Origin of the sequence: Bacillus sp. VT 712 (assembly GCF_001614195.1) — a bacterium.
Lineage (GTDB): Bacteria > Bacillota > Bacilli > Bacillales > Bacillaceae_H > Priestia > Priestia flexa.
Map to the genome: position 1 here is coordinate 1 of NZ_LWBK01000017.1, position 20,157 is coordinate 20,157.

The 20,157-nt window shown below is 35.8% G+C and carries 23 protein-coding genes and 2 pseudogenes; 9 read left to right on the forward strand and 16 right to left on the reverse strand.

What is annotated here, in order from left to right:
* The coding region (locus A2U94_RS10165; RefSeq protein ID WP_231882752.1) for a transposase at positions 1-412 on the reverse strand (412 nt) is incomplete at its 3' end.
* Positions 413-947: 535 nt separating this feature from the next.
* Between A2U94_RS10165 and A2U94_RS10170 the strand changes: the two genes are divergently transcribed.
* Complete coding sequence (locus A2U94_RS10170; protein ID WP_025910033.1) at positions 948-1,313, forward strand: hypothetical protein; 366 nt, start codon at positions 948-950, stop codon at positions 1,311-1,313.
* A gap of 687 nt (positions 1,314-2,000) precedes the next feature.
* Here the strand turns inward: A2U94_RS10170 and A2U94_RS10175 are convergent.
* The 6 genes and pseudogenes from A2U94_RS10175 to A2U94_RS10200 all read right to left on the reverse strand — a co-directional run bounded on the left by A2U94_RS10175 (position 2,001) and on the right by A2U94_RS10200 (position 5,699).
* Positions 2,001-2,585, reverse strand: coding sequence for a YitT family protein (locus tag A2U94_RS10175; RefSeq protein ID WP_231882753.1), 585 nt, complete (start codon positions 2,583-2,585; stop codon positions 2,001-2,003).
* 432 nt (positions 2,586-3,017) lie between these two features.
* A complete protein-coding gene (locus A2U94_RS10180; protein ID WP_025910031.1) occupies positions 3,018-3,878 on the reverse strand; it encodes a DUF421 domain-containing protein in 861 nt (286 codons plus the stop codon).
* 17 nt (positions 3,879-3,895) lie between these two features.
* Positions 3,896-4,102: a DUF1657 domain-containing protein gene (locus A2U94_RS10185; protein WP_025910030.1), complete on the reverse strand. Its 207-nt coding sequence runs from the start codon at positions 4,100-4,102 to the stop codon at positions 3,896-3,898.
* A gap of 12 nt (positions 4,103-4,114) precedes the next feature.
* On the reverse strand, positions 4,115-4,465 hold the full coding sequence (gene spoVAE, locus A2U94_RS10190) for a stage V sporulation protein AE (protein ID WP_025910029.1): 351 nt from the start codon (positions 4,463-4,465) through the stop codon (positions 4,115-4,117).
* A gap of 1 nt (position 4,466) precedes the next feature.
* Positions 4,467-5,402, reverse strand: a pseudogene (gene spoVAD / locus A2U94_RS10195) (stage V sporulation protein AD); the annotation flags it as partial.
* 90 nt (positions 5,403-5,492) lie between these two features.
* Positions 5,493-5,699: a DUF1657 domain-containing protein gene (locus A2U94_RS10200; protein ID WP_025910027.1), complete on the reverse strand. Its 207-nt coding sequence runs from the start codon at positions 5,697-5,699 to the stop codon at positions 5,493-5,495.
* 460 nt (positions 5,700-6,159) lie between these two features.
* On the opposite strand from A2U94_RS10200, the gene A2U94_RS10210 reads away from it, so the two are divergent.
* A complete protein-coding gene (locus A2U94_RS10210; RefSeq protein WP_226372929.1) occupies positions 6,160-6,705 on the forward strand; it encodes a helix-turn-helix domain-containing protein in 546 nt (181 codons plus the stop codon).
* Entirely contained in the window at positions 6,702-7,229 is a 528-nt protein-coding gene (locus tag A2U94_RS10215; protein ID WP_025910024.1) for an IS630 family transposase, read from the forward strand. The genes A2U94_RS10210 and A2U94_RS10215 overlap by 4 nt, the downstream gene beginning before the upstream one ends.
* 706 nt (positions 7,230-7,935) lie before the next feature.
* Here A2U94_RS10215 and A2U94_RS10220 read toward each other — a convergent pair.
* The 3 genes from A2U94_RS10220 to A2U94_RS10230 all read right to left on the reverse strand — a co-directional run bounded on the left by A2U94_RS10220 (position 7,936) and on the right by A2U94_RS10230 (position 8,929).
* Positions 7,936-8,130, reverse strand: coding sequence for a hypothetical protein (locus A2U94_RS10220; RefSeq protein ID WP_025910023.1), 195 nt, complete (start codon positions 8,128-8,130; stop codon positions 7,936-7,938).
* 156 nt (positions 8,131-8,286) lie between these two features.
* Positions 8,287-8,634, reverse strand: a complete 348-nt coding sequence (locus tag A2U94_RS10225; protein ID WP_025910022.1) for a spore coat protein — start codon at positions 8,632-8,634, stop codon at positions 8,287-8,289.
* A gap of 13 nt (positions 8,635-8,647) precedes the next feature.
* Positions 8,648-8,929 (reverse strand): hypothetical protein, encoded by a 282-nt coding sequence (locus A2U94_RS10230; RefSeq protein WP_025910021.1) that lies wholly within the window; start codon positions 8,927-8,929, stop codon positions 8,648-8,650.
* Between the two features lie 184 nt (positions 8,930-9,113).
* Between A2U94_RS10230 and A2U94_RS10235 the strand changes: the two genes are divergently transcribed.
* From A2U94_RS10235 to A2U94_RS10250, 4 genes and pseudogenes are all read left to right on the forward strand, one after another.
* A complete protein-coding gene (locus A2U94_RS10235; RefSeq protein WP_062954519.1) occupies positions 9,114-9,443 on the forward strand; it encodes a hypothetical protein in 330 nt (109 codons plus the stop codon).
* A 485-nt stretch (positions 9,444-9,928) separates the two neighbouring features.
* Positions 9,929-11,308: a S8 family peptidase gene (locus A2U94_RS10240; protein ID WP_035320762.1), complete on the forward strand. Its 1,380-nt coding sequence runs from the start codon at positions 9,929-9,931 to the stop codon at positions 11,306-11,308.
* 134 nt (positions 11,309-11,442) lie between these two features.
* A pseudogene (locus tag A2U94_RS10245) lies at positions 11,443-12,087 on the forward strand (phospholipase D-like domain-containing protein); the annotation flags it as partial.
* Positions 12,088-12,437: 350 nt separating this feature from the next.
* Positions 12,438-12,779, forward strand: a complete 342-nt coding sequence (locus A2U94_RS10250) for a CBO0543 family protein (RefSeq protein ID WP_281999035.1) — start codon at positions 12,438-12,440, stop codon at positions 12,777-12,779.
* 8 nt (positions 12,780-12,787) lie between these two features.
* Here the strand turns inward: A2U94_RS10250 and A2U94_RS10255 are convergent, their stop codons facing one another.
* From A2U94_RS10255 to A2U94_RS10260, 3 genes are all read right to left on the reverse strand, one after another.
* Entirely contained in the window at positions 12,788-14,263 is a 1,476-nt protein-coding gene (locus A2U94_RS10255) for a recombinase family protein (RefSeq protein WP_025910019.1), read from the reverse strand.
* An 11-nt stretch (positions 14,264-14,274) separates the two neighbouring features.
* On the reverse strand, positions 14,275-14,412 hold the full coding sequence (locus tag A2U94_RS21505) for a YodN-related protein (RefSeq protein WP_175384188.1): 138 nt from the start codon (positions 14,410-14,412) through the stop codon (positions 14,275-14,277).
* Between the two features lie 172 nt (positions 14,413-14,584).
* Positions 14,585-14,800 carry a YozE family protein gene (locus A2U94_RS10260; protein ID WP_025910018.1) on the reverse strand — a complete coding sequence of 72 codons (216 nt, stop codon included), beginning with the start codon at positions 14,798-14,800 and terminating at the stop codon, positions 14,585-14,587.
* A 381-nt stretch (positions 14,801-15,181) separates the two neighbouring features.
* Here A2U94_RS10260 and A2U94_RS10265 point away from each other — a divergent pair, with 381 nt between their 5' ends.
* Both A2U94_RS10265 and dat read left to right on the forward strand, forming a co-directional pair.
* On the forward strand, positions 15,182-16,219 hold the full coding sequence (locus tag A2U94_RS10265) for an acyltransferase family protein (protein ID WP_025910017.1): 1,038 nt from the start codon (positions 15,182-15,184) through the stop codon (positions 16,217-16,219).
* 128 nt (positions 16,220-16,347) lie between these two features.
* Positions 16,348-17,196, forward strand: a complete 849-nt coding sequence (dat, locus tag A2U94_RS10270; RefSeq protein ID WP_025910016.1) for a D-amino-acid transaminase — start codon at positions 16,348-16,350, stop codon at positions 17,194-17,196.
* Between the two features lie 330 nt (positions 17,197-17,526).
* On the opposite strand, the gene A2U94_RS10275 is transcribed toward dat, so the two are convergent.
* The 3 genes from A2U94_RS10275 to ablB all read right to left on the reverse strand — a co-directional run bounded on the left by A2U94_RS10275 (position 17,527) and on the right by ablB (position 20,151).
* Positions 17,527-17,802, reverse strand: a complete 276-nt coding sequence (locus A2U94_RS10275; protein WP_025910015.1) for a YokU family protein — start codon at positions 17,800-17,802, stop codon at positions 17,527-17,529.
* A 16-nt stretch (positions 17,803-17,818) separates the two neighbouring features.
* Positions 17,819-19,222, reverse strand: coding sequence for a lysine 2,3-aminomutase (kamA, locus tag A2U94_RS10280; RefSeq protein WP_025910014.1), 1,404 nt, complete (start codon positions 19,220-19,222; stop codon positions 17,819-17,821).
* 92 nt (positions 19,223-19,314) lie between these two features.
* Positions 19,315-20,151 carry a putative beta-lysine N-acetyltransferase gene (gene ablB / locus A2U94_RS10285; RefSeq protein WP_035320758.1) on the reverse strand — a complete coding sequence of 279 codons (837 nt, stop codon included), beginning with the start codon at positions 20,149-20,151 and terminating at the stop codon, positions 19,315-19,317.
* Positions 20,152-20,157 lie beyond the last annotated feature (6 nt).

Sequence of the window (20,157 nt, forward strand, 5' to 3'; positions counted from 1 at the left end):
AGTGATGTTCAATTGCGTCAAGAAACGGACAAAGTGTTCGTGTGTCCGTTGGATTTGAAAAGACATCGTAAGCAAGTGTATATTGACCTTCTGGGTGAACACGAAATCGATTGATTGTCCGATAGCTCGGTTCGTAACCTTGAGCTAGCCACATCATACGTATACGATCTTTGAGAAGCGCTTCAATTTTTCTTCCTGAAAAAACTGACTGTGTGTAGGCACATAAAATGATTTTCATCATCATGCGTGGATGGTAAGCAGGACACCCCGTTTTCTGTAAGAAGCCGGCAAAGGCTTCATCTGGAATATGTTCAACGAGATGGTGAACGGCGAAGGCAATATCATTTTCTTGTAATTTTATTTCTAAATCTAAAGGCAAAACCACTTGATTCATGTTATAATCTTTAAACATAAGGACCCTTCTTTCCGATAAGATTTTGTATGGTAACTTTATTTTATCAGAAGTGGTCCTTATTTTAATGTAAAAATAAACAAAGCCGGTGAAATTTTACTCGTCGTAAAATTTCACCGGCTTTTTCGGTTCAGAGGAGGGTTTTGTCCCAGCCTCTTCTTATTATCAGATTTAATATCTTGCCTGTTTGTTATAAAAAGAGAGGCATCTACCTAAATGTATGTTGTCTCCAAGCAAATGTTACTTTTGGTAATTTAGCCCAAAAAAAGAAATTATAACGAAAACGCCTACACCTAGGACAAAAATCGTACGTAATATAGGCTAAAGGTCTTCACGAAGATGAAATTATAATGGGGAGTTATTTATTTGAAGGAAAACATAGAGATGTGCATTTGTTTTGAATATTATTCCTGGAAAAGTCAACTTTTGTGGTACCAAACGATTGGTTTCGTCTTAATCGGAGATACTGCCCAAAATGCTTTATTAATTTTTTGAAAGAATATTAAAAATAAATTTAACTAAGTGAGGGATATGAATGGAAAAAGAACAAAAACAATATCTTGAAAAGTTATTAGATTGGTGCAATGATACTTATTCCGATTGGGAAAGAATGAAACCGAGGTTTTCAAAACAATTTGATCTAAAAAGTTTGGAGGAATGGGAAGAATCATATAACGAATTAAAAGGAAAATTACAGGCAGATTTAAAAGAAGACTTTGATCACTATCAGAAAGCTCAAAACCTGTATGATCAGTATAAACTGTTATATAGAGAATCACAACCTTGTAAAGAAGAAGTTGAATCTGATGTGAGGAAGATAGGTGAGTTGTCCTCTAACTTTGATAGGGGAATAGAAATACTAGGTCAGGAAAATGACACAGTAGAAGAACTTGATAATTGAACTTATCCAAATGGCTTTTAATTTAGAAATACCCAAACAGGAATTTTACAAAAATTTCGTAGCACTACCAAGAACAGATATTCGGACCAGGAAGGAAATCGAAGTAGAATATGAGCACCCCCATATCTCCACCGTTACCTAACACATGTTATAAGAATCAACGTTAAATGTTCTGAGTACTATAAGAGCATTGGATTAGATAGCGAAGAGAAAAAAGATGACAAAGCTTTTAAAGTTATTGAAGATGAAAAAAAAGAATAACAAAAAAACCTGAAGATCTAGGGATTTGATTTTCAGGTTTTTTAGTCATCAATTAATCATAAAACTAAGAGCTAATAAAAGTATCATTTTCATCTACTAATACTGGCTTGTAAACGCTCCATTTGCTTTGTGTCAGGGGCGAAACGGTTGTATTTCAATTTGAAAGAACACTTTTTAAAGCAAAACTTACATTGTTTTCCAGATTAATACCATGCGATTTGGCCAGGGATTATATACTTTTATGATATGGATATCACTTTCAAAAAAATCCCTCTATTATGTTCTTCGATGTTCCGCTTATGCCCCAAGAACTAGGCATTTGTCTCAAATGTAGATTTAAAGTGTGTTATTCTATGGATTGGTTTCTTAGAGGGGTGAAAGAGACTCCATCCAAACACCTTTTTTTCGCTTAAAGCTACAGTTATTTCAAATAGTTATATTCGATGGTCTAGCGATCAATGAAGTAATTATTCCTACGATACATATAGTTAAGCAAGAAAAAAGAAATACTTTTAGTCCTAACGTATTAAACGCTGCTATTACGATAAGGCCATCAATCATCAAAATAAAAATCCCTATATTTACAGAAAAAGATTCTGAAATAAATTGAGCTAACAGGTCTGTTCCTCCAGTACTTGCCTTATATCGAAGCATGATTCCCACCCCTATACCAATGAATACTCCTCCTAATAACGAACTCGTAAAAGTAGGAAGCGAAAATTGATTTCTTAAAGGCGCTAACCAATCAATGAGTATAGAAGAAACAATCAAACCTAGAAAGCTATTATAAAAGAATGTTCGTTCATAGATCCATGCATATATACTTAGAGGAATGCTTAAAAGGAACATTGCTAAACCTGTTGGAAAACTAAAGTAATAATGTAGTATAAGAGCAATTCCTGTAACCCCTCCATCTAATAAATGATGGGGAACTAAAAAACCGTTTATTCCAATGCTTATTAGTAAACTGCCTATAAGAATAGCTGCTACTTTTTGAAAAATATAAATCACCTTTTATCATTTGTTTACCTTATTATATGTACAAGCATTATATTTCAGAAGTAGGCTAAGATTGGGAATGAGTTGATCGTTCTGTAATTCTTGAAGAATGGCCCCAAAATCGTCAGGGGTAAGCTGTGCAATTGCCGATTTCCCTAAAATTTTCACGGCTCCATTAATCACAATATATATAAAAATTGATTTAACTAAAAAAAGAACACTTTGAACACCTCGTAAAGAAAGTTCTCCCTTAGTCCAAAATTGGGACTAAGGGTTTTATTTATCCTCATTTAAATGTAGATGCAATGAATCAAAAATTTAAGATCTAAAATTTTTATTAGGCAAATTGTAAGCATCATGCCTCTATTTTTACGTCTATTTCCAAACATCCATCTATTATTACGACCAAAATCGAAAAAGGTACATCACAATGAAATAAAACGATTATCCTTTTAAAATTGGAAATACTTTATCAATGGCTTCTTGTAATTTTTCACTATTTTTAGTAAACATTTCCTTTGCTTCCTTTACTTCTGTTCCAAGAGCAAACATCTCTAAATCCGCTTGACATTTTTTCATGCTCGAAAGAATTAAAGCTCTTTCTTGAGGAGATGCCACTTGTAATTTATCGTCAAATAGATCAACCGTTAACTCTCCATAAGAATTTACCTGTCCAAGAAAAACATTTTCAATCGTTACCCCCAGTTTTTCCAATTCGATATGTAACCAAGCTCGACTTCGTCCAATTGTCGAAAGTGGTTCATCCAATACTTCGCCATCCATAATGACGGTTTGAGGCTCCTTGATTGATGCAAGCGATAAGTTTACATCCTTTGCTGTTAAAGGTTGATTTTCTTTTTTCAACATGACAGAAAAATCACCGGTTGCTTCTAATATCGCGAATTCTACATCAGAAACCTGGTAAACATCCTTTTTTCGGAGTAATTCTAGTAATTCATCTGTTGTGTATCTTTCCTTTTTTAAGTTATCTTCCATAATTTTTCCATCTTTAATAAAGACAGTTGGTTTCCCTTCTATAAAATCACGGAATTTTTTACTTTTTAAAGCAATAAGACCAACTATATATGGTATAGCTGCCATAACTAGAATGGCTAATCCTCCTATAATGATACTATGTCTTACTTCAAGGATAACGATTGCTGCAATTCCTCCCATTGTAATACCTGTTACATATTCGAAGAAGGAAAGTTGGGATAGTTGCTTTTTGCCTAGAAATTTTGTGATAAAAAACAGAACAATCATAAACACAATAACTCGTGAGACAACATTTAGCCAAAGAGGCATTAATAGACCCTCCTATCTTAAAATCCTTTATACTGCAATTCCTCTCGTTCTATTTCTCCAACGCGTTTTTTTAAATCCGTCACAACTTCATGCACAATCATAATCATTTCATGTAACGAACGCTTCGATTCGGTATCCTCGGTGCGGAGTGCTAAACTAGATAAATCGGCTTCTACGCCTTTAAGACAGGCAAGAGACAGCTTTACATTTGATGCAATAGTCATTCAGTATTCTCCTTATCCTTTTGGTTTAAAAATCAACGACCCTAACATACCGAATATAATGGCAGCTGAAATACCGGCACTTGTTACTTCGAACACCCCTGTAAGAATGCCAACTAAGCCGTGTTGTTCAGCTTCTTGCATGGCACCATGTACAAGTGCATTCCCAAAGCTTGTAATGGGTACGGTAGCTCCAGCCCCAGCAAAATCAATTAAGGGTTCATATAAACCTACCCCATCTAAAATGGCACCGACCACTACAAGGGTACTTAAGGTATGTCCCGGTGTCAGTTTAAATACGTCAAACATAATTTGCCCGATTACACAAATCAAACCATCAACAACAAAAGCCCAAAAATAAATCATTTTATAGTCCACCCCCATATTCAATCGAGACCGCATGGGCGATACAAGGTATGGTTTCGTTTTGCTGGAAGGATAGGGGTGATAATAAAGCGCCTGTAGCCACTACTAACATTCTTTTAAATTCACCTTTTTTCATGCGATTTAATAAATGACCATACACTACTGTTGCTGAACACCCCGCGCCACTTCCTCCTGCGAGGACTGGTTGCCCCTCTCGATAGATCATGAGACCGCAATCTTGGTATTGTTCTTTACTAATAGGGGTTCCATGCTTTTTAAATAAATCCAATGACGCTTCTTGTCCAATTTGACCAAGGTCTCCGGTTACGATTAAATCATAATAAGTTGAATCAATGTTTCGTTCCGTTAAGTGTGCTCCAATGGTATCAACCGCAGCTGGTGCCATTGCTCCTCCCATATTAAAAGGATCGGTCAGTCCCATATCAATAACACGTCCTATTGTGGCAGAAGTCACACGCGGCCCCTCTCCGGAGTCACTTAATAATGCTGCGCCAGCACCTGTAACGGTCCATTGTGCAGTAGGGGACTTTTGCCCGCCATATTCAGTTGGATAACGAAATTGTTTTTCAACAGCAGTATCATGACTAGAAGCTCTTGTTAACAAATATTTAGCTCCTTTTGTATTAATAATATAGGCGCCTAGAGCCAATCCTTCCATAGAGGTAGAACAAGCACCAAACAAACCAAAATAAGGAGCTCCAATCGTTCGGCTTGCGAAACTAGTCGGGGTAATCTGGTTGATTAGGTCTCCTGCGAGGATGAACTGAACCTGTTCCTTTTGGATTCCCCCTTTTTCCATGGCTTTTTGACAGGCTTCTTCAAAAAGAACTTTATGCGCCTTTTCATAGGAATCCTGTTTTAGCCATAAATCGGCATGAAGAAGATCAAAATCTTCTGCAATCGCCCCATCTGCTTCAACATGAATTCACCTCTGTTTTTTATCCAATATTGAAGGGTCTAAAAAAGGTTGGTAAAAACTTAACCAACCTTTTTTTTGCCTTATTAATTATTGTTGTTTGTATTGAGGTTCTTCTTGTTCAATTTCTTGAACACGTGGCTCAATGCTGTCTACAACGGATTGAGTTTGGTTAGCGGCATCTTGGTAAAGTTGCTTTGCTTGTTGATTCTCTGTACTGAGAGCAAAAGTTTCAAAGCTAGCCTGCGCACTTTTCAATCCCGCTAGAGCTGTCTTAACGTCATTAATAACTGTCATGAATATCACCTCCTATATTTTTCTTTGGAACCTTTCTTAGAATGTCTGAAGATAGAGATTTTTATTCATTCAAATCGAATAATATATTTATAATATTTTAGGAAAAAATACTCTTGACAAGAAAAAATCAAGGGAGGAAGGATAGTGTAAATTGGACAGTTGAACTTTTAAAAAAACTGATTAAAGTACAATTGTTTTACAATTCGAGGGGAATTTTCCTTTTGATTTTGAGAAGCATGGACTGGTATGCTTTTTTATTTAGAAATGGAGTATTGATGCAGTTTGTATTTTTTTTATAAATAATAAAAAAGAGGTAGACGGAGTATGTATAAGGACTATCTTGAAACTATTTCAGGACCAAAACCACGAGCTATATAAGTTTGATTTTAATTTCCGACGTGCTTATTTTTAAAAAAATGCGTCCATACTGTTCCTAAGATAATCATAAGGGAGTAGATGGATGATGAAAGTTCTACGTATTACAAATGACCATGGATGGACACCTGCTGACTTACGTCAATACGAAAAAACCATTCAAAACGTGAAAATGAGACAACGCGTCATGACGATTCGGCTCATCATGGAACGCTATACAGGAAAAGAAGTATCTCAGCTTTTGAATCTTCACCGTGAAACCGTGTCTATCTATGTCAAAACCTTTAATCAATATGGGATGGATGGTTTAGTCACCCGTCAGTATTCTACCGGTAAACCTGCTTATTTAACCCAAGAAGAAAAAGAAGAACTTCGACGCATGATCTTAGAAAGTACACCGGAAAAAGAAGGATTTGGGATTGACGCTAACTGGGATACACGTGTGATTCAACATGTCATCTACGAAAAATTTTCAGTCACCATGAGTCGAAGTGGCATTTATCGAATGTTGACGGGCATGGGATTGAGTTACACTAGACCTACTTATACCTTAGCAAAGGCGGATCAAAACGAACAAAAGCAATTCCTGCAAAACATGGAGATGGTAAAAAAAACCTCTCGGGCGATATGATTTTACTTTATGAAGATGAAAGTCGAATCCACGCCTATCAAGCTTTACGATCCACATGGTTTCAAAAAGGGAAACAAAAACAAGTCTCTACTTTTGGGCACCATGCAGCTGTTAGTCTATTTGGAGCTGTCAATGTCTTAAATAGCGACTTTCTCTGCCAAGTAGCTGACAATTGTAAAGCCCCAGCTTTTCATTCCTTTATGAAGTATGTGCTCGACTATTACCCAAATAAAGTCATCATTATGGTGTTGGATCGTGCTCGTATTCATGATGCAAAAGAGTTACAGCCCTTTTTTGAACAGCATGAGGATCGACTCATTCGTTTCTTTCTGCCGAAGTACTCGCCCAATTTGAACCCCGTTGAACGGATTTGGAAATGGCTGAAAGAAACCGTCATCCAAAATCGATTCCATCCTAACAAAGCAGCTATTCAAGAGTCTGTTTCTTCTTTTCTAGCTTTTTTGGAGGGGGCATCTGAGCAAATTTTAAAAAGAATAGCCGGTGTTCATATGACGGATTATTAAGTAAAACTTATATAGGTATAAGCAATTTAATAAAAATTTAAATCAGTATTTTTCCAATCCTATAATACATAAGGAAATTCATGGTAAAAAAATATATGTTGCCTTGGATCTAGACAGAATCTGGAATAGGATAAATTAAAATTTGGTTAATTATGGAAGGTATTGGGGTTAAATAGAAAAAATGTAAAACGAACCTCTTATGTTTCAATTCATTTCCAACGTTAAAATTCCTTTGACAAAACAAACTAATTACAAAATTATTTAGAATGTCTCACCGCTCATAAGAAAATGTCTATCTAAACAATTCCTTCGTATTCCAAACGTATACTTATTACGTAAGCGTCAAATACTCCCCATCTGCTTAAAGGTGGGGAGTATTTAACGCTTATGGTGAAACCAAAAGGATGGTCGTCTAAAAAGAAATTTGATGAAAAAAATGCATATAAAAAAGGACAAATTTTTGTCCCAAACTGTTTCAAGCCCTATAAATTTCCATATGTACATTTAATGATACCTTGATTTTTTCCTCCAGGGAGTAAGGTAAGTGTTTAACCTCCAGAAAAAGTATTAGCGTATAATAACCACGTTTTGTCGATCCCCTCAAAATTTCTGCCCAAAAACATGTATTTATACAGCAATAAAATTTCAAGAAAATGAGGCAATTATGTATAGACCATGATAGATAATATTACAAAGTTTCCCTATTTTATCCGATTCTGTTTTTTGCTTTCTGAATAACCTCTACTACAAACTGATCTTTATTTTCTAATTCACCAAGTGTAATATCTCCATTGGCTAATTTTTCAGAGAGTACATTAATATCTTCCTGGACGGAAACAGGGATTAGATTTTCAATCAACATTTTCTGAAGCTCATTTGCAATTTTATTTTCTTGATTCATTATTAACACAACCTTTATTTAATATTTATAAGGTAGGATTTGAGTACTTTTATACTTTGAATACTTGTTTGTAGGAATGTTCTAAAGAAGAGACAGGTTGGTTAACATCCAACCAACCTTTTGTCTCGCATAATTATTGTTGTTTGAATTTCTACTTTATTGTATTACATTGCCTCTATATGGATCTTGACTTTCCATGTAGTTAGAAAATTGCTGAACCGATTGTTGAATATTTTGTGGAGTTTCTTTTTCCAAACCGTACCATCCGTTTTTAAACATTAAGTTATATAGATTGCGCTGACAGTCTTGCGTTTCTTGGGAAACAGATGCAATCGTACGATACAATGACTCATGGCTTGCTTCTTTCAATGCAATCGAGTATGAGGAAGTTATATATTTTTCCGTATTTAAGGCATCGTTTAGAAAATCTCTATCATTCATTTGCGGCGTCTTAGGAACTGGTGTTTCAAGATTCTTAATCCCGTTTGGAGTATTTTTTTCCACTATAGTATCCTCCTTATTGATTCATATTTTGTGAAGGTTGAGTTAAATACTGTTGCATCTGTTGAAGCAGCTGTTGATAGTGTCGATCGTGCATTTGTCCAGCTTGTTCAAGTGCTGCTTTCACATCCGGATTTTGACATTGTTGAGCAAAAAAGTGCATTTTCTTCATCGCGAGTAGATTCCAGCTTAACATATCCTTTACATACAGATGATCCTTTGTTGACATTATTTTAGGCGGTTCCGTCATTAAAGCTTGTGCTTGTTGATTAACCATACCCGTCTGCATTTGTTGCATTATTTATCCTCCTTGTTAACATTGTTGTTAATCACTTGGGTATATTGCCACACAATGGTCAAAAATATGCAGGGAATGAGGACTAGTTTTAAAGAACACGCCACCCTGGACATATCATCGGTAGAATAAAAAAAGAATAAGCGGAGAAAATAATTTAGAAATCACAATGGAAAGGGCGGTAAAAATGAATCTTAAGTGGTTAAGACTATTAACAGTAGTATTTCTTTCTATCTTCCCGTTATTGGGGTGTAATAATGGAGATGAGGATAATAATCCACCACCAGAAGTAGATGTAAGTCCAGGTACAGAAGAACCAATTGAAGATCCTGAAGACGCAGCAGATACAGATAATATTGATGAAAATAATGTAAACACTGATACTGAAGAACCTATTGAAGATCCTGAAGACGCAGCAGATACAGATAATATTGATGAAAATAATGTAAACACTGATACTGAAGAACCTATTGAAGATCCTAATGATGTAAATGACCCCGATAATAATGATGAATAAGTTAGAGGCTGGGACATAAGTAATCCAGCCAATGATAAACCTGAACGATTGAGAGTTTCTCACTTTTAATCGTTCAGGTTTTTTGTTGATTGTGAAAACAATGTTGGAAACAGGGTGGAATGGAGCGTAGGACACTCGACTCCTGCGGGAAAGAGAGGGAAAACGGAGATCCCGCAGCGCAGCGAGGAAGCTCAGGTTCCTCCCCGCGGAAAGCGAGTGACCGTAGCGCAATGGAACGAACGTGTTCAGACAAACCAAAGAGATTGGAACAGCTAGTGTTCGTCTCTTAGAAGCAATCATTTTGTTATGTCCCAAACTCCTCTTTGTATCAAGATTCGAGGATGATAATAAGACATTTGATTATAATTTTGATGTTTTTTTTACTCCTTTCTTAACGAAAGCACTTTTTTATTTTTCCACTTATCCCTTTAATTAAAATTCATGCCACAAAACAAGCTAATAATAAAATTATATAGAGGTGTCTCATGTCAAAAATACCAAGGTCCTTAATGGTTACTGTTTCCATTCTTATTCTTTTATTTATAGGGTTATTATTCTTAGTACCAAATACAAGAAACAATGAGAATCACAGAAATAAAACTGTTGCTGTCAAAAACAATCCACCTACAACCAGTGTCCAAAATGTTGAAAACGAAAAAAATGTTCTTCAAATAAACAGCCTTTCCATGGGTCAAACCATAAAGAATCAATTAAGAAATGATCCTTCCGTTTTTCTAATTAAACACAATGAAAAAACTGAGAGTCATTATATTAAGAAAGAAGTAAACGTTACATTCAAGACTCTTCTACCAACAGAGGAATTAGAAAGAATGGCACAGGAGATAAATGGCAATATCATTAAAAATCTAAATACTACGATTGTTTTTCGTTCTAATGAGCTTTCGACCAAGGAACTTATTGAATATTTTAACAGACAGGCTATTGTTGAATTTGCTGAACCCAATTATCTTTATCTGCAAAATCAAATTGGACTTCCTAATGATTTGCTGTATAAAGAACAATACCAATGGAACTTATCGGCAATTCAAGCAGAAGCAGGCTGGGATATCACAAAAGGGGATGAACATATTATTATTGCTGTTATAAACACTGGCGTTGATCTGGACCATCCTGATTTGAGAAGACGATTAACAAATGGTTATAATGTACTGTTGAATAATAATTTCCCTGATGATGACAACGGGCATGGTACCCATGTATCAGGAATCATTGCATCGGAAACAAACAACCATGAAGGCCTTGCTGGTGTCACCTGGTATAACAAAATAATGCCTATAAAAGCAATGGGTGCCAAAGGGTATGGGACGACCTTTGATATAGCAAAAGGGATTTTTTGGGCAGTGGATCATGGAGCAGATATCATTAATATGAGTTTAGGCAATTATCAGCATTCTTCACTTTTAAAAGAGGCAATCGATTATGCATACAATAAAAATGTTGTCTTGATTGCTGCAGCAGGAAATGAAAATACTATGCAACCGAGCTATCCAGCTGCTTTTCCTAATGTTCTAAGTGTCGCTGCCGTAAGTTACACAGGACAACGTGCCTTTTTCTCAAATTATGGAGATTATATTGATGTTTCAGCTCCCGGAGTTCAAATTCCGAGCACCTATTTTAACCAGCAGTATGCTGCCCTTTCAGGCACTTCTATGGCTTCACCACATGTAGCAGGACTAGCAGGTCTTTTGCTTTCTGCAAACCCTAATTTAACTAACCAAGAAGTAATAGAAATTATTAAGAATTCTACTTATGATTTAGGTATCCCTGGAACTGATAACGAGTTCGGTAATGGCTTAATTAATGTAAAGAATGGTTTGGAAGCAGCCCAAAGCAAAAGGCAATGATCCCTTTTTGAGACCGTTGCCTCTAGTTGTAAAACATCTACATGGTGACCCCAAATAGTCCAAACTCTGAGGATACGAAAAAGCCCACTAAAATCCCAAAATATAAATCAAAGGAAATCAATCCAACCGGCAGCATAGATCTTTCAAGATGGTCTGCCGAATTAGGATCTGAGTTATGGCCTATAGAAGGTAAAACAGACAATACCCGAACAAAGACAGGAGAATTGCAAAAAGCATACATCCATACGTTGGAAGGAAACCCTGGAATTCCTACCCCAGTTATTCGTCAAGCTTACTTTATATGTATAACACAAGCGACCAAAACCATTGATATAACAACGCCATACTTTATACCAGAAACAGATATTATTATGGCATTAAAGACAGCTGTGGCTCGTGGTGTACGCGTAAGATTACTTGTTCCTCGCCAGATTGATCAAAAAATCGTGGGCTTTGCAAGTCGTACCTATTACGGGGAACTTATAGAAGCAGGGGTCCAAATCTACCAGTACGATAAAGGAATGTTACATGCGAAACTGATGACCATTGATGAGGAAATCGCAGAAGTAGGCGCAGCAAACTATGATATGAGAAGTTTTCGCCTGAATTATGAAGTGTGTCAAGTCGTGTACAGTGCTGATGTGGCAAGGGAACTCACAGAGCAGTTCGAGAGGGATCTTACTCATTCTGTACCATTAAGAATTGAAGACTTGTTGCAACGATCCCTGACCGAGCGCATTGTTGAACAGGGTTCTCGCCTGCTCTCTCCATTATTATGAGTTGATGTATCCTGTTTTTATTGTTCTATCTTAAATCTAGATTTAAAAAATTTCATTGTTTTTAAAATATTTCTGATTCATTTGAAAAGAGTCGAAAACCCGTGTTAGAAGAACTTCTATCGTGGGTTTTTTTTATTTATGATGGTAATTCATTACTAAAAAACGGTAATCCTAAAAAGACAGCTCAAAGTGTTTGAATTCAAAAATATCTGTTACTTTTTAATTTAAATATAAGGGATGATAACAATAGATAATATATTTGAAAATTTTAAGGAATTACGTTTATTATAGGATAAACTGTACCTTTTAGAATTAAATAATTGGCTAAAGAATGAATTTTTAACTTGGGAATGGTGGATATTAGTTGGTTTTTAGTTGTGCCTTGGATTATATGGTCTAAACTCGTTAAACGAGACATTATTTTAGAAATTTTGTTATTTGGTACCATAATTATCATAACAACAACCTTATTAGATGTAGTTGGCTTACAATATAGTTTTTGGGATTATCCAATTGCATTCCTACCTATTATTCCTAGGGCCTTTCCCTTTGATTTTTCAATGGTACCTGTAGCTTACATGTTGTTATATCAATATTTTAGAACATGGAAATTTTTTATAATCGCACAAATCACTATGGCACTCACATACGCCTTTATTGGTGAACCTGATGCTAGACTAAAAAGTACATAGCATGCTGTTTATAGCCACTCAATTTCAATTGTTACTTCAGGAACCTCTGTTTTAGTATTATGATTTGCAATCGCATTTGTTGAAAACCAAATTTTTTTAATGAACGTTTTTAGGAAAGCATTACACTCCTCTGGGTCAAGCATCTCTATCCTATCTATTACATCAATAATTTTTTCTAACCTTCTTTGTTCTTTTTCAGTGTTTTTTAAGTTTTTTATTTGAATATCCACTAATTCCAGCTGTTGCTTTACCTGTTTAATTTGTCTCTCATTCTCCTCACTCATTACAAGAAAATCACTCTTACTAATTTCGCCGTCTGCTCTCATTATTGTTAAATTTTTTTGTCTCTTTTCAAATTTTTCTAATTGCTTTCCTAAGGAATCGACTTGATTTTTTAATTTATTTTCTTCATCCGAAGTATCAAGAGATTTTAATTTCTGAATTGCCTTTTCAAAGTCTACCTTCTTTTCTTTGACCTTATTAATCACATAATCTTCCACCGGAAGATATTTATGTCCCCTATCTCTGCAAGTATTATTGCTTATTTTATAACTACAAGATTTGATATAATCCGTTTCGTTTCCATCTATTTGGATATATCTTTTTCTTTCACAGCAATTACAATAAATTAGGTTTTGTAGTTTTCGTGTTGCTTTCTTTTTGTTGAAAAATTTTCCTGCTGTGTTTTCTTCAAGAATTTTTTGCACATCTAACCATTGTTGCTTTTCAATGATCGGTTCGTGTGCATTTTCAACGAAAACCTCATCAACAACTCTACCGTTTACCCTTCTACATGCTTGAACTACACCATAGTAAACAACATTTCTTCTTAATGATGATATATGGGAGGAAGTTAAGACTTTTCCAATTCTACTTCTCCAACCTAGCGTATCTAATTGTTTGGCTATTTCATTCGCGCTAACTCTTTCTAATGTCTTTTGGAATATGTACCTAATTATTTTTGCTTCTTCTTCAACAATGACCAATCTTTGATTTTTGTCCTTTTCATATCCCAAGGGTGTCTTATTACTGTTTGTCCATCTACCTTGTTCTGCAGCAGCTAATCGACCTCGACTTAGACGTTTTTTGATTTGCTTATACTCAAAATTTGCCAACATTGCCTGGAACGAATATAACATCTCATTACTTTCCTGAGTAAGATCAATTGCCCCTTGGGGTGTCAAAATTTTTATGTCATTTGCTATTAGCATGGTTTTAATTTGTTCTGCATAGGCATTGTCACGGGAAATCCGATCAATATCCATAACCAAAAGATAATCGTATTCATCTAATTTATTTAGCAATTGAGTTAATTGAGCTCTTTGAGTATTGATACCACTAGAAATTTCTTGATAAACGTCATAAGTCAAGTTATGTTGCTTTGCAAGTTTGACAAGAGCATTTCGATGATGTGTTAAAATTTCCTCAATATCTAATTGTTCCTCATTCCTTGATAATCGTAAATAAATCGCAGCCAATGCCATTTCTTATCCCCCTAATGTGTCATAATAAAATCATAACACATGACCAATAATAATAGAAAGTTAATATCTGTAATGGTGCCAACGGTCCCATAGATCGTTACAACGATTGTATCCCCAATGCGGTATTTAGGCTTTTTCTTGCCTGCCATCGTCGCACCTCCTTGTTAAACTAACACCTACTGAAAAGTTACAATAGTATATGCAAAAATAGTAAAAGGGGAAGTATAACATCACCTCAATCAAGCCTGAAATACGCTGATTTTCACAAAAAAACAAAGGGCCTCTATACGCAGCGTATAGAGGCCCTTTGTTTTAAACACCTTACTGATTCATTTCATATAGCTCCCATGCCTCATCAAAAACAGACATGCTCATCGTATAATCACCGTTTAATTCGAGATAGGAGCTGATCTCATTGTAATCATCTGCCGTTTTAGGAAAGCTATGGTCTTCATACACAAATCGTGCTAACTGTCCTATTAGATCATTTTTTGGATTTAACCTAAATTTCATCATGTAGTGATAAAATGACTTCATACGTTGTTCCCCCTGTATTTTATGCGTTGTTTACTCACGTTTTATTTGCTATAAGACTACCATTTAAACAGTCTCTTGTGAATGACGTCGAATTCTGACCTAGACACATGAGAAACATTACATTATGGTTACAGATTTATGTTCTAGTTGCATTGTATAGTAAAGAAGACAAGTTGTCATATCAAGCATTTTGTTTTTCACTTTAAGTGAATGTGACAAAAACGATGCACAAATGTAACAAAAATGCTGTTTCGACAGTTTTTATAGTAAAAATATAAATTGCAAATTTTTCACTTTCATGATTTAATTTGCTACTGAAAGCACAATAAAAAATTGCTGAAGCACGTTTAAATCAGCAAAGAATAAGGAAAGATGAATACTATGAGTACACGAAATGCTTATTTTGATAACGCTAAATTTGTATTAATTTTTTTAGTTGTATTTGGACATATGATTTCACCTTATCGTACAGATAGCGAAGGTATGTTATCCATTTATCACTTTATCTTTATTTTCCACATGCCAGTATTTATCTTACTAGCTGGTTATTTTTCAAAAAACTTTCATAAAAAAGGATATTACAAAAAAATCTTTACCAAAGTGGCTATCCCTTACTTAGCATTTCAAACCATCTACACTTTTTACTATAGTGCCCTTTATACGAATGAAACGTACACACTACAGTATTTAGTACCGCGATGGGCAATGTGGTTCTTACTTAGCTTAATCTTTTGGAAATTAATGCTGCCATTTTTCGCAAAGTTCCCAATGTGGATCAGCATGACAGCTTCTATTCTACTAGGTGTTGGAATTGGTTTTGTTAACATTGATGGATTTGAAAAAATACTAAGTATTAGTCGCATGTTTGTGTTCTTCCCATTCTTTTTGACGGGGTATTACTTGTCACAGAGAGAAGAACCATTTAAAAATCTTTTAACAGCTAAAAATCGAGTCATTGCTTCCACTATCTTAGTTGTAACACTAGCAGCAAGTTATTACTTTTTAAATGAAACCGTTTATACGGACATGCTTTATGGTACAAACACATACAATAGCGTAGGCGAATTTTTAATGCGCTTGTCTCACTATGGCATTGCGTTTATTGTATCTTTTGCATTTATGGCCTTAATTCCAACCCGTCCTTTTGCTTTAACTAGCATCGGACAGCGTTCGCTTTATGTCTACCTTTTACATGGATTTATTTTAAAGTGGTTTTTCACTACCGAATTTGCCAAAAGTTTAGATGCTAGCTTTTGGAGCATTATGGTTTTAACAGCCATGTCTATTTTAGTAACGCTTCTATTAGGTAGTCGTATTGTTGATTGGATCATTACTGGTACGAAACTATTCATTCAGTTCATTACGCCAAAGAAGGCAATTGAAAAATTCTCATTAGCCATTAAACGAACGTTCCCATAAACAAGAAAAAATCTCACCTTCTAGCAAGAGGTGAGATTTTTGTCTATATGACTCAAATACTTTCTAATTTCATTTTACTGAATTTTGTGGTAACGTTTCACTATAAGAGAAAGAAGGAGTGTATAGAAATGGAACTCGGTTACTATGATGGACAATTTCGAGATATTAACGAAAAAGTAATTCCTATTGATGAACGCGGACATCAATTTGGCGATGGTGTATATGAATTCATTCGCGTATACAAGGGAACACCTCTAGCACTTTCTCAACATTTAGATCGTCTTGAGCGAAGCGCAAAAGCGTTATTAATTGAGCTGCCGTTTAGCAGAACTGATTTGGAGAAAATAATTGAAGAAGGAATACAAAAGTCTACGTTGGAAGAAGCAGATATTTACATGCAGGTAACGCGTGGAATTTCTCCTCGTAATCATTTATTTCCAGATACCAAAGCAGAGCTATCTATGACGATTAGACACCCGCGTCAAATGCCTGATGAGGCTTACGAAAAAGGTATTTCCACTTTACTTTTAGAAGATGAGCGCTGGGCAAACTGCTACATTAAATCATTAAACTTACTTCCAAATATCCTTGCAAAGCAAGCAGCTGCCTCTAAAGGATGCAAAGAAGCCATCCTTGTAAAAGACGGATACATAACGGAAGGTTCTAGCAGCAATGTTTTCGTCATCAAGGATCAAATTTTATATACAACTCCAGCCACAAAACAAATTTTATGTGGCATTACTCGAACCAATGTCCTTGCTTGCGCAAAAGAAGAAGGCATTCAAGTACGAGAACAGCATATGACAATTGATTTTATTAAACAAGCTGATGAAGCGTTTGTCACGAGTACATCCATTGGTATTTTACCGATCGCACGTATTGATGAGCAGCATTTGTCATCAACACGTCCCATTATTGATAAATTAACCAATGCGTATCAAATATTTCGAGAACAGCAAGTACACATACAAAGCTAATAAAAAATAAAGAGACTGAGACATAAGTAGTTCAGCCTCTACTATACCTGAACGATTGAGAGTTCATAACTTTTAATCGTTCAGGTTTTTTGTTGATTGTGAAAACAATGTTGGAAACAGGGTGAAATGGAGCGTAGGTCACTCGACTCCTGCGGGAAAGAGAGGGAAAACGGAGATCCCGCAGCGCAGCGAGGAAGCTCCGGTTCCTCCCCGCGGAAAGCGAGTGGCCGTAGCGCAATGGAACGAACGTGTTGAGACAAATCAAAGAGATGGGAACAGCTAGTGTTCGCCTTTTAGAAGCAATCATTTTGTTATGTCCCAAACTCTTTATTAAAATTTAAAGTAATTACGCTTTAACAAACGCGGTGTTGCTAGTAACTCTTTATAGGAAATAACCTTTGGCAACAGTTTTGTATCTACAAGCAGCAGCTGTGTTTCTATTTCTTCAATCACTTCTTCTTCTTGATAATACATTCCACAGGCAGAACATTTAATACAAGGTACATCTGTGATTTCAATTCCTCTTGTTCCATCTGGAAGTTCCCAAAAAGCGGTATGAACGCTTTTTTCTCCAGCGCTTTCGCCGCACCATGCGCATTCTACCATCATTGTATTTGCCTCCTCAAGATGAAGTGGAATCTTTTTCTTTTTGTGCTTGCGCTTGAAACTTTTTCTCCTTTAACTCGTCGCGCTTTTCACGCTTATTTTTTAGGGTCGCATGTGCTGTATCTGCTTCATACGACTTACGCCTGTTTACTCTCCCTAAACCTTCTGGAATAAGCGTTGAGTTTGTTTCATTCATCAACCCTGCTACTCCAATGGAAGATTCCTTTTGCTTCGCGTCTGGATAAATTGAATAAAAATAGTCATCCGCTCGGTTAGGGACATAGTTTTCCGGTTCTGGATAAGTCGTAATGACCCCTTCAAAATTTCGAAGTACAACCTTACCAGCACTTTGACTAATTAAATAGTTTGGTTGAATAGCAATCTTACCGCCTCCACCAGGAGCATCTACTACAAAGGTAGGTACAGCATAGCCAGACGTATGTCCTCTTAGCCCTTCAATAATTTCAAGGCCTTTTGATACAGGTGCTCTAAAGTGACCGATTCCTTCTGATAAATCGCATTGATAAATATAATAAGGCCTGACACGGATTTTCACTAAATCATGCATTAACTTCTTCATAATTGGTACGCTATCGTTAATGCCAGATAAGATAACTGCTTGGTTGCCCACAGGCACTCCAGCATCTACAAGCATTTCACATGCTTTTTTCGTTTCTTCTGTAATTTCAATTGATGTATTAAAGTGAGTATTGAGCCAGACTGGATGGTACTTTTTTAAAATGGAGCATAAATTTTCTGTAATACGTTGCGGAAAAACAACCGGTGCCCTTGTGCCAATACGAATGATTTCAACATGGGGAATAGCGCGTAAATTTTTTAAGATATATTCCAAAATTTGATCATTAATTAGCAATCCATCCCCACCAGATATTAGAACATCTCGCACTTCTTTTGTTTGAGCAATATATTCAATTGCCATATCCAGTTGTTTTTTAGGAACACCCATTCCAATTTGTCCTGAGAATCGTCTTCGAGTACAATAACGACAGTACATCGAGCACTGATTAGTAACAAGAAATAAAACTCGGTCCGGATAACGATGTGTAAGCCCAGGTACAGGTGAATCTTCATCTTCTTCTAAAGGATCTTCTAAATCATATCTCGTTTTATGCATTTCTTGGCCAATTGGCACAGACTGCATGCGGATTGGACATCGCGGGTCACCTGGGTTCATTAGCCAAGCGTAGTAAGGTGTAATATTTAATGGAATCGTTTTGGTTGCAATTCGAACACCCTCTTCTTCTTCGGATGTTAAATGAATGACCTTTTTTAAATCCTCAAGAGTTCGAATCGTATTGGTTAATTGCCAAATCCAATCGTTCCACTTCTCTTCCGGTACATCTTTCCAAAGTTCGATGTCTTTCCAATGACGTGACGGCTTATATAAGTCATGTAACACAAAAACTCCTCCCTTAATTACAATTTAGACTGTGCTACTACTTTATATGTGAACGCCTAGTAAATGGTTATATTTTATGTGACTTTCTTATCCTAAGACTCACTTGTTAAGGTTGATAAATCCTTTGACCATACATTCATATTTTCTAGCGCCGTGGAAATCAAACAATTGTTAATAAGTCTCCCACTGTACGCATAGCCAAGCTGATGAAAAGCTGCGTTCACCCCAAATGAAAGCGCTCTAGCTATTGTATATACACAATAAACATACTTCTTTTTCAATTCTCTCTCTATTTCAACCATCAAATGCTTCATTAAGCCAAGCGAGCGATGAGATGGAAGGGTGGCACAATCTGTTAATTCTGCATTATTATAAAGCGTATTAATTTCTGCAGCAGCTGCGCTTACAATTTTTTCTTCATATTCAACAATAAAGAAAGGTGTTCCGTCTTCTAACATGCTTTGAACGTAGACTAGATCATGTAAGGGAGATGGATAAATAGTAAATACCGTTTTATATAATGTTACTAGCTGTTTGGCGTCACTCTTTATAGCTTTCCTTAATTTGTAAGGTGACAACAATGTTTCTGGGCACTTTAGCGGTAATAACTGGACTTTTTGAAGTAGATTATTTTCTTTTGCATAATGATTGTGCACTTGTCGCTCTTGGCTTTCATAAAAAGTCATTAAGTAAGCAGTGCTTCCATTAAAATAAGATGGAATGGTGGCTTCCAAACGGTACCCATGTTGCAACCAGCTTTGAACTTGTTCGTAGCGAGACTTTATAATTACCTTTTCTAACTGGTGCTTATTCAGCTCTCTCTTTATATAGTAAATCATGCTAGAAATATTCCCTCGGTAATCCTCAATTCGAAGTCTTTTATTAAAAGAGTCTTGTATGCACAGCGCGCTGAAGTCCCGTCTATTCACTTCAAT

Bases quoted from the DNA above. Each gene is read 5' to 3' on its own strand.
- A2U94_RS10170 (WP_025910033.1), top strand. From the start codon at position 948: ATGGAAAAAGAACAAAAACAATATCTTGAAAAGTTATTAGATTGGTGC.
- A2U94_RS10180 (WP_025910031.1), bottom strand. From the start codon at position 3,878: ATGCCTCTTTGGCTAAATGTTGTCTCACGAGTTATTGTGTTTATGATT.
- A2U94_RS10185 (WP_025910030.1), bottom strand. From the start codon at position 4,102: ATGACTATTGCATCAAATGTAAAGCTGTCTCTTGCCTGTCTTAAAGGC.
- spoVAE (WP_025910029.1), bottom strand. From the start codon at position 4,465: ATGATTTATTTTTGGGCTTTTGTTGTTGATGGTTTGATTTGTGTAATC.
- A2U94_RS10200 (WP_025910027.1), bottom strand. From the start codon at position 5,699: ATGACAGTTATTAATGACGTTAAGACAGCTCTAGCGGGATTGAAAAGT.
- A2U94_RS10210 (WP_226372929.1), top strand. From the start codon at position 6,160: ATGATGAAAGTTCTACGTATTACAAATGACCATGGATGGACACCTGCT.
- A2U94_RS10215 (WP_025910024.1), top strand. From the start codon at position 6,702: ATGATTTTACTTTATGAAGATGAAAGTCGAATCCACGCCTATCAAGCT.
- A2U94_RS10220 (WP_025910023.1), bottom strand. From the start codon at position 8,130: ATGAATCAAGAAAATAAAATTGCAAATGAGCTTCAGAAAATGTTGATT.
- A2U94_RS10230 (WP_025910021.1), bottom strand. From the start codon at position 8,929: ATGCAACAAATGCAGACGGGTATGGTTAATCAACAAGCACAAGCTTTA.
- A2U94_RS10235 (WP_062954519.1), top strand. From the start codon at position 9,114: ATGAATCTTAAGTGGTTAAGACTATTAACAGTAGTATTTCTTTCTATC.
- A2U94_RS10240 (WP_035320762.1), top strand. From the start codon at position 9,929: ATGTCAAAAATACCAAGGTCCTTAATGGTTACTGTTTCCATTCTTATT.
- A2U94_RS10250 (WP_281999035.1), top strand. From the start codon at position 12,438: ATGGTGGATATTAGTTGGTTTTTAGTTGTGCCTTGGATTATATGGTCT.
- A2U94_RS10255 (WP_025910019.1), bottom strand. From the start codon at position 14,263: ATGGCATTGGCTGCGATTTATTTACGATTATCAAGGAATGAGGAACAA.
- A2U94_RS21505 (WP_175384188.1), bottom strand. From the start codon at position 14,412: ATGGCAGGCAAGAAAAAGCCTAAATACCGCATTGGGGATACAATCGTT.
- A2U94_RS10260 (WP_025910018.1), bottom strand. From the start codon at position 14,800: ATGAAGTCATTTTATCACTACATGATGAAATTTAGGTTAAATCCAAAA.
- A2U94_RS10265 (WP_025910017.1), top strand. From the start codon at position 15,182: ATGAGTACACGAAATGCTTATTTTGATAACGCTAAATTTGTATTAATT.
- dat (WP_025910016.1), top strand. From the start codon at position 16,348: ATGGAACTCGGTTACTATGATGGACAATTTCGAGATATTAACGAAAAA.
- A2U94_RS10275 (WP_025910015.1), bottom strand. From the start codon at position 17,802: ATGGTAGAATGCGCATGGTGCGGCGAAAGCGCTGGAGAAAAAAGCGTT.